Annotated in this window: 7 protein-coding genes; 2 read left to right on the top strand and 5 right to left on the bottom strand. The window is 71.7% G+C overall.

From position 1 onward, the window contains the following. Positions 1-368: 368 nt before the first annotated feature. Positions 369-1,733: a CoA transferase gene (locus ACSJD1_RS16645; RefSeq protein WP_438856398.1), complete on the bottom strand. Its 1,365-nt coding sequence runs from the start codon at positions 1,731-1,733 to the stop codon at positions 369-371. 6 nt (positions 1,734-1,739) lie between these two features. Then, complete coding sequence (gene tyrS / locus ACSJD1_RS16640) at positions 1,740-3,041, bottom strand: tyrosine--tRNA ligase (protein ID WP_438856397.1); 1,302 nt, start codon at positions 3,039-3,041, stop codon at positions 1,740-1,742. A gap of 122 nt (positions 3,042-3,163) precedes the next feature. Here tyrS and ACSJD1_RS16635 point away from each other — a divergent pair, with 122 nt between their 5' ends. After that, on the top strand, positions 3,164-3,796 hold the full coding sequence (locus ACSJD1_RS16635; RefSeq protein ID WP_438856396.1) for a DNA-binding protein: 633 nt from the start codon (positions 3,164-3,166) through the stop codon (positions 3,794-3,796). Between the two features lie 165 nt (positions 3,797-3,961). Beyond that, positions 3,962-4,558, top strand: coding sequence for a hypothetical protein (locus ACSJD1_RS16630; protein ID WP_438856395.1), 597 nt, complete (start codon positions 3,962-3,964; stop codon positions 4,556-4,558). A gap of 72 nt (positions 4,559-4,630) precedes the next feature. Here the strand turns inward: ACSJD1_RS16630 and ACSJD1_RS16625 are convergent, their stop codons facing one another. From ACSJD1_RS16625 to argF, 3 genes are read right to left on the bottom strand one after another with little or no spacing between them, the layout of a single operon-like run. Next, a complete protein-coding gene (locus tag ACSJD1_RS16625) occupies positions 4,631-5,281 on the bottom strand; it encodes a DNA-3-methyladenine glycosylase (RefSeq protein ID WP_438856394.1) in 651 nt (216 codons plus the stop codon). 23 nt (positions 5,282-5,304) lie between these two features. Then, positions 5,305-6,738, bottom strand: coding sequence for an argininosuccinate lyase (argH, locus tag ACSJD1_RS16620; protein WP_438856393.1), 1,434 nt, complete (start codon positions 6,736-6,738; stop codon positions 5,305-5,307). A 2-nt stretch (positions 6,739-6,740) separates the two neighbouring features. Next, positions 6,741-7,670, bottom strand: coding sequence for an ornithine carbamoyltransferase (gene argF / locus ACSJD1_RS16615; protein ID WP_438856392.1), 930 nt, complete (start codon positions 7,668-7,670; stop codon positions 6,741-6,743). Positions 7,671-7,718: the final 48 nt, after the last annotated feature.

The following is a 7,718-nucleotide window of genomic DNA, read 5'->3' as shown; positions in this document are numbered from 1 at the left end:
AACTGACTCAAAAAATCAAATTGTCCATCAATCAAAGGAATCCCATCCACCGAAGTGAAACGGGGTTCAAAAATTGGCATTGAACATAGTGCACGCTGTTGAGTTCTCAAGGAACGGACGCACCCGAGTTCTCGACCGCCCTGCGATCGATCATCCGAAGCGATGTTCGTCAATCATCCGATGATCCCGAGGGACCGGTTCGGATGCTTCGAACCCGGGATCCTGCGTGAGGATCAGGGGTTCGGGATCGTGCCGCTTGAGGAGGCGAAGCTTCTCGCTTCACTCGCTCCTGTGGGGCAACGAATGAATACTTTACGGAGATCGGAGGGGTGCCGCAACTCGGGGTCGCATCCCGGGCGTGTCGCGCCTCATGGCCCCCAGGATGGCCGATCCGAGCCCCATCGATGCGGCGCGGTCGACCACGCCATCGCCCCCACCGGCGACACGATGGCGGGAGCCGCGATGCGCTGCGGACCCACCGGGCCGGAGATCGTCACGACGTGCGATTCCCGCGACGCGTCATCGAGTCCGGAGGGCCCCGGCTCGGCGCCCCTGGGCAGCCCGAGCAGTTCTGCCGCCGTTCGGCGGAGCGACATCCGTGCCAGCCACGTGCCGCCATCGGTCGCGCGCCGCTCGAGCAACGCGATCACCGCCGCGGCGAGGAAGTAGCCGGTCGCGTGGTCGAGTGCCTGCGCGGGCAGCGCACCGGGCGCATCGGGCGCCCCTTCCACGAACGCGATACCCGACGACGCCTGGACGAGGCTGTCGAAACCCCCGCGCTCACGCGCCGGGTCGTCGAATCCCCAGGCGGAGAGTTGCCCGATGACGAGCCCGGGACGACGGGCCGCGAGCCGCTCGGGTGAGAGGCCGAGCCCGTCGAGCGACCCCGGCCGGTATCCGAGCACGACCGCGTCCGCTTCGTCGAGCAGGTCGTCGAAGCGTGCGGCCCCGTCGGCGGATCGCACGTCGAGGATCGCTGAGCGCTTGCCCGGCCCACCCTCGAGGTGCTGCCACTCCAGCTCAGCCGGCGACGGGGGGTCGATCCGCAGCACGTCCGCGCCGAGGAGCGCCAGGGTTCGAGTCGCGACCGGGCCGGCGATCACGCGAGTCAGGTCGAGCACGCGCACGCCCGCGAGCGGAAGGCCGGGGACGGACGTGCGCGCCGGCGGCGTCCCGGCGTCGCCGAACCGCGACAGCTCGACCAGCGGTTGCCGCCGGAGCTCCGCATCCACGTGCGGATCCTCGGCGGCGACGACGACGCACATCCCGCCGGCCCGGGTCACCGCCTCGGCGAGTTCCGCTGCGTCCCGTCGAGCGACCGCGGTGTCGATCGCCGCGGCATCCGCCCGCGCGCCGACGCCGAGCACGCGGCGCAGCGCCGCCGCGTGGTGCGGGTAGTTGCCGTGGGTGCGCACCCAGCCGTCCCGTGCACGGCGGAACCCCGAGAGCGGCGACCACACGGACGGCGGCTCGCCGTCGAACCGGGCGACGCGTTCACTCTGGAAGGCGGTCGCGATGCGTGCACCGTCGAGCCGGATCGATCCGGCAGCGGCATCCGGTGCCCAAGCGGCGAGGCTCGCGGCCGCGACGGATGCCACGGCCAGCGACGACACGTCGAGGCGCGCCGGCAATGGCGCCTCGGGCAGCGGCGCGAGTGCTGAGATCTCAGCGGGATCCCGATCGAGCTCCGCCCACACCCGTGCGAGGAGCCGGTCCGCAGCCTCGCTCGCCATCGGGACCTACCGGACGAACACGCCCGCGAGCGTCTTCTTGCCCCGGCGGAGCACCGCCATGCCGCCCGCGTCGACCCGACCGCCGATGAGCGCGGCGTCGTCCTCGACGCGCACGTTGTCGACCGAGACCCCGCCCTGCGCGATCGCACGGCGCCCCTCGCTGAGGCTCGTCACGAGGCCGGTGTCGACGAGCAGCTGCACGACCGTGGCATCCGCCTCGGTCTCGGTGTGCGGCAGCTCGCGGAGCGCGGCCTCGAGCGTGCCACGGTCGAGGCCGGCGAGGTCGCCGTGTCCGAAGAGCGCCTGGGATGCCGCGACGACGGATGCCGTGGCATCCGCGCCGTGGACCAGCGTCGTGACCTCGTGGGCGAGCACCTTCTGCGCCTCGCGGCGGAAGGGCTCGCTCTCGACCTTGCCGGCGAGTTCGTCGATGCGCTCGCGCGAGAGGAACGTGAAGACTTTGAGCCGGTCGATCACGTCGGCGTCGTCGGTGTTGAGCCAGAACTGGTAGAAGCGGTACGGACTGCACATGTCGGCGTCGAGCCAGATCGCGTTGCCCTCGCTCTTGCCGAACTTCGTGCCGTCGGAGTTCGTGATGAGGGGCGTGCCGATCGCGTGCACGTGCGCGCCCTCGACGCGGTGGATGAGGTCGGTGCCGCTGGTGAGGTTGCCCCACTGGTCGCTGCCGCCGGTCTGCAGCACGCAGTCGTACTGCCGGAAGAGTTCGAGGTAGTCGAAGCCCTGGAGGATCTGGTAGCTGAACTCGGTGTAGCTGATGCCGGCGTCGGAGTTCAGGCGCGACGCCACCGCGTCCTTCTTCAGCATGGTGCCGACGCGGTAGTGCTTGCCGATGTCGCGGAGGAAGTCGATCGCGGACAGGCCGGCGGTCCAGTCGAGGTTGTTCACCATGCGGACGGCGTTCTCGCCCTCCGCGGAGAGGAAGCGCCTGACCTGCGCGTCGAGGCGGCCGACCCATTCGGCGACCGTCTCCTTGGTGTTCAGCGTGCGCTCGGCCGTGGGCCGGGGGTCGCCGATGAGGCCGGTGGATCCGCCGACGAGCCCGAGCGGCTTGTGCCCCGCGAGCTGCAGCCGGCGGAGCGTGAGGATCTGCACCAGGTTGCCGAGGTGCAGGCTCGGCGCTGTCGGGTCGAACCCGCAGTAGTAGGTGATCGGGTCGCCGGCGAGGAGTTCCTTCAGGGCCGTCTCGTCGGTCGAGACGTGGACGAGTCCGCGCCAGCGGAGCTCCTCCCAGACGTCGTCGAACGAGGGGTCGTTCTGCTGCGTGGCGAGGATCGCGGGGTCGGACACGAGTGCAAGGGTAGCAGCGGCGCGGGCGGGTGCTGCTGAAGCCCTGACCCTTGATCATCACCTTTGAAGTCTCTATACTTCATTCATGGGATTCAAGTCCGTGAACTTGAACAGGAGGCAGGATGTTCGTCGTCACCGCAGACCAGATCGGGAGCCGGGCGGACGTCGACCGCTCGTCGACGATGCGGCAGGAGCTGCAGGAGCGGTTCGCCGATCGCCTGCTCCTCCCCGTCGACCAGACGGCCGGGGATGAACTGCAGGTGCTCACCGATGACGCCGACACCGCGACCGACCTCGTGCTCCACCTCGCGCGCGACGGGCACTGGAGCATCGGCCTCGGCATCGGCGACGTGCGCGAGCCGCTGCCCGACGCCGTCCGGAAGGCCACCGGCGGCGCGTTCTTCGCGGCGCGCGAGGCGGTCGATGCCGCCAAGCGTGCCGAGGCGCGCTTCGCGCTGCGGACCGACGGCGACCAGGCAGGGCTCCTCCCCGCGAGCGAGGTCGAGGCGGTGGTCCGGCTGCTCCTGCTCCTCCGGGACCGTCGGAGCCCGCAGGGTTGGGAGGCCGTCGACCTCGTGCGGTCGGGCCGCTCGCAGAAGCGCGCGGCCGAACTGCTGGGCATCTCGGATGCCGCGGTGAGCCAGCGCCTCCGTGCCGCGATGTGGTCGGCCGACGACGACGCGCGACCGGCGATCGTTCGCCTCGTCCGTTCCCTCGATCGGCGAGACGCCGACGTGGAACGCTCCGGCGGCTGACCCCGACCGCCCGGCCACGCGCGCCGATGCCTCCAGCAGGCGGACGCGCGCGCGGTCTCCCCGCCGCGTCCGAGGCAGCCTCTATGCTCGACGCGACCCCAGGGCGGAGCGCCCCGTACCCAGCCCGACCCCAGCCCGGCCCGAACCCGGGAGAGCGGAGGACCCGTGAACGTCGTCGATGCGATGTCGGCCGTCGGATGGGCGGTGATCGTCGTCGCACTCGGCGCGTCGGCCGTGCTCTCCGTGCTGGCGTACCTCCGGCCCCGGCCCATCCACCTGTGGCCCGCGGCGGGCACCCTGGCGCTCGCGATCGTCGCGGCATCGACGGTGCCCGACGACGTGCCCATGGTCGCGGCTCCGCTCGTCGGCCTCCTCGGCATGGTCGTGGCCGTCTTCGGCGGGAGCCCGGCGGCCGCCACCGCGCTCCAGCTCGCGATGGGTTCCAGCACGCCGCCCGGCGCGCACGGCGGCATCCTCGTCGCGGTGCGTTCCGACGTGCCGACGCCCGCGGGCGTCGCACCGGCACGCCGGGAGGTCCTCCGCGGCGGACTCACGATCGGCGTGCTCGAACGGCTGGCCTCGGCGGGCACGATCATCGCCGGCTTCCCGGAGGGCCTCGCGATCGTCGTGGCGGTCAAGGGCGTCGGTCGATTCACCGAGCTCGAGGCCCCTGAGGCGCGGGAACGCTTCATCATCGGCACGTTCGCGAGCCTCATCTGGGCGTGCGCCGCGGCGCTCGCCGTCCACCTCGCGATCCGCTGATCGTGCGGCGGCAACGTGCGGCTCCTCACCGACCCTCCGGCGCGGCGGTGCGGCGGGCGGGCCACGGCCCGGTCAGTGCGATTTCGGATGCCGCCGGTACACCGAGACGCCCGGATCGCCCGGCACCCAGAACCGCCACGGGTACGACGCCGCGCCGCCGGCTCCGCTGATGCCCGTCCGTGGACCCGTCGCGTGCGCGAGCGGCACGAGGCGGACCTCGAACGAGAACGGCGGCGCGAGCAGGTCGGCGCCGTTGGCCGCGAGGGGCACGCCGAGCGCCTGCGCGAGGCGCGCCGGCCCACGAGCGAGGTCGCGGTCCGTCGAGCGCGGGCGCCGCGACCTCGCCAGGTCGACTCCGTCGACGATGGTCCCGCCGCGCAGCAGGATGCCCGCCGAGGTGCCCGGCGCCCCGGAGACGACGTTGAGGCAGACGTGCATGCCGTACGTGAAGTACGCGTAGAGGTGTCCGCCGTCGCCGAACATGACCGCGTTGCGAGCTGTCCGGCCCCGGAACGCGTGCGAGCCCGGGTCGACTCCGACCCCGCGGTACGCCTCCACCTCGGAGAGGCGAACCGCGACGCGGCCCTCCCCGGCGTCGTACCCGAGCACGGCGCCGAGGAGCAGCGGCGCGAGTTCGACGGGGTCGCGGCGGAACCAGGCGCGGTCCGGTCGGACGAGCTCGGAGTGCGACGCCGGCCACGGCATCCGCTCGCCCTCGCTCATCGGGCCCGTCGCCGGATCGATGCTCAGTCGTCCGCGCCCGGGAGGACGGAGACGAGGTGCCGCACGCGATCGGCGAGCGAGGCGAACTGCGCGTCGACGCGCGCGGGTGCGGTACCGCCGATGCCGTCGCGGCTCGCGACCGACCCCTCGATCATGAGCACCTCGCGGACCTCGGGAACCAGGTGCGGTGAGATCGACGCGAGCGCGGCGTCGTCGACCTCGTGCAGCTCGAGTCCGTTCGTCTCCGCGTACCGCACGAGCGATCCCGTGATCTCGTGCGCATCGCGGAACGGCACGCGGCGCTTCACGAGCCACTCGGCGACGTCCGTCGCGAGCGAGAAGCCGGCCGGCGCGAGCTCGGCCATGCGCTCGGTGTGGAACGTGAGGGTCGCGATCATCCCCGTGAAGGCCGGCAGGAGCACCTCGAGCGTCTCGACCGAGTCGAAGACCGGCTCCTTGTCCTCCTGGAGGTCGCGGTTGTAGGCGAGCGGCAGTGCCTTGAGCGTCGCGAGCAGGCCCGCGAGGTTGCCGATCAGCCGGCCCGACTTGCCGCGCGCGAGCTCCGCGATGTCGGGGTTCTTCTTCTGCGGCATGATCGACGACCCGGTCGAGTAGGCGTCGTCGAGGGTGACGAAGCCGAACTCGCGCGTGTTCCAGAGGATGATCTCCTCGGAGATGCGCGAGAGGTCGATGCCGATCATCGCGGCGACGAACGCGAACTCGGCGACGACGTCGCGGCTCGCGGTGCCGTCGATCGAGTTCTCGGCCGGCCTCGCGAGGCCGAGGTCGCGGGCGACGGACGCCGCGTCGAGCCCCAGCGTCGACCCGGCGAGCGCGCCGCCGCCGTAGGGCGAGACGTCCGCGCGCTTCATCCAGTCGACGAGCCGCTCGAGGTCGCGCGAGAGCGCCCAGCCGTGCGCGAGCAGGTGGTGGGCGAGGAGCACGGGCTGCGCGTGCTGCAGGTGCGTGCGCCCCGGCATGATCGCCGTGCGGTGCGCATCGGCCTGCGCCGAGAGCGCGTCGATGAGGTGGACGAGCATGCGCCCGATCGTGATCGCGTGGTCCTTCAGGTAGAGGCGCACGAGCGTGGCGATCTGGTCGTTGCGGCTTCGTCCGGCGCGGAGCTTGCCGCCGAGTTCGGGGCCGACCTCGGCGATGAGGGCGGCCTCGAGCGCACCGTGCACGTCCTCGTCGGCGTCGGCCGCAACGAGCTCGCCGTCGGCGACCCGCTGCTCGAGGGCGTCGATGCCCGCGAGCATCCGCTCGAGCTCCTCGGCCTCGAGGTAGCCGGCCGCGGCGAGTGCGCGGGCATGCGCGCGCGACCCGGCGAGGTCGTACGGGGCGAGCTGCCAGTCGAAGTGGGTCGACTTCGACAGGCGCTGCAGTTCGGGCGAGGGGCCGCCGGCGAAACGGGCACCCCAGAGCGAGCCCTCGTTCGTGCCGTGCTGTTCGGACATGCTCAGGCGTCCTTCCTGGCGAGGAGCCAGACGAGCAGCGCCTTCTGCGCGTGCAGCCGGTTCTCCGCCTCGTCCCAGATGATCGACTGCGGCCCGTCGATGACGTCGGCGCCGACCTCGTAGCCGCGGTCGGCGGGCAGGCAGTGCATGAAGACGGCATCGGGCTTCGCGAGCGACATGAGCTCGGCGTCGACCGAGTACGCGCCGAAGGTCGCGACGCGGTGCGCCTTCTCGTCCTCCTTGCCCATCGACACCCACGTGTCGGTCACGATCACGTCGGCCCCGGCCGCGGCCTCGGCGGCGTCGGTATAGAGCGCGACCGATCCCCCGGTGGCTCCGGCGATGCGATCGGCATCGGCGACGACGGATGCCGCGGGCGCGAACTCCTCGGGTGAGGCGACGCGCACGTGCATGCCGGCCGTGGCCCCCGCGAGCACGTACGACTGGGCCATGTTCGACGCGCCGTCGCCGAGGAAGGCGACCGTGAGCCCGGCGAGCTCGCCCTTGTGCTCGCGGATGGTGAGCAGGTCTGCGAGCAACTGGCAGGGGTGGAATTCGTCGGAGAGCGCATTGACGACCGGGACCGTGGTGCCCGCGGCCATCTCGTCGAGGCCCGACTGGGCGTACGTGCGCCAGACGATGGCCGACACCATCCGCTCGAGCACACGCGCGGTGTCGGAGGGAGTCTCCTTTCCGCCGAGCTGGCTGTTGGCGGTCGAGATGATGAGCGGCGAGCCGCCGAGGTCGGCGATGCCGACCGCGAACGAGACGCGCGTCCGCGTCGAGGACTTGTCGAAGATGACGGCGACGGTCTGCGGGCCGGCGAGCGGGGTCTCGGCCCAGCGGTCGGCCTTCAGCCGGACCGCGAGGTCGAGGATCTCGGACTGCTCGGCGGGCGTGATGTCGTCGTCGCGGAGGAAGTGGCGGGTCATGGGTGCTCCGTTCTGCGCGGGGCGTGCGTGATGGTCGAGGTGGTCATG

It is taken from the genome of Agromyces excoecariae, assembly GCF_051715505.1.
Taxonomy (GTDB): domain Bacteria; phylum Actinomycetota; class Actinomycetes; order Actinomycetales; family Microbacteriaceae; genus Agromyces.
This window is presented reverse-complemented; position numbering and strand designations above follow the sequence as displayed.